Below are 280 nucleotides of genomic sequence, written 5' to 3'. Positions count from 1 at the left end.
GCGGCCGTGGCGGCGCTGGATGGCGCCAGGAGATCCGCGCATGACTGATGGCAAGGTGACGCCCGCGCGTCGCGGCGTGCTGGCCGGTCTGGCGGCCATGGCGGGTTTTACCGGGGGCAGGGGACTGGCCCAGGGCCAGGACCTGATCGCGGCCTCGCGGCGCGAGACGGGCCTCCGTGTCTATTACAACATGGCCGAATATAACTGGCGCGAGATCCTGGAGGGGTTCAAGCGCCGCTATCCTTGGATCCGGGTCGAGACCCTGGACATGGGGCCCACA

The 280-nt window shown here is 68.9% G+C and carries 1 protein-coding gene; it reads left to right on the top strand.

The annotated features are described in order from the left end of the window. Positions 1 to 40: 40 nt before the first annotated feature. A partial coding sequence (locus tag EIK80_RS25780) for a hypothetical protein (protein ID WP_199743654.1) occupies positions 41 to 280 on the top strand: 240 nt, incomplete at its 3' end.

Source organism: Caulobacter sp. 602-1 (assembly GCF_003931565.1).
Lineage (GTDB): Bacteria > Pseudomonadota > Alphaproteobacteria > Caulobacterales > Caulobacteraceae > Caulobacter.
The sequence above is the reverse complement of the archived record's forward strand: the minus strand, read 5'-3'. Positions and strand labels throughout refer to the sequence as shown.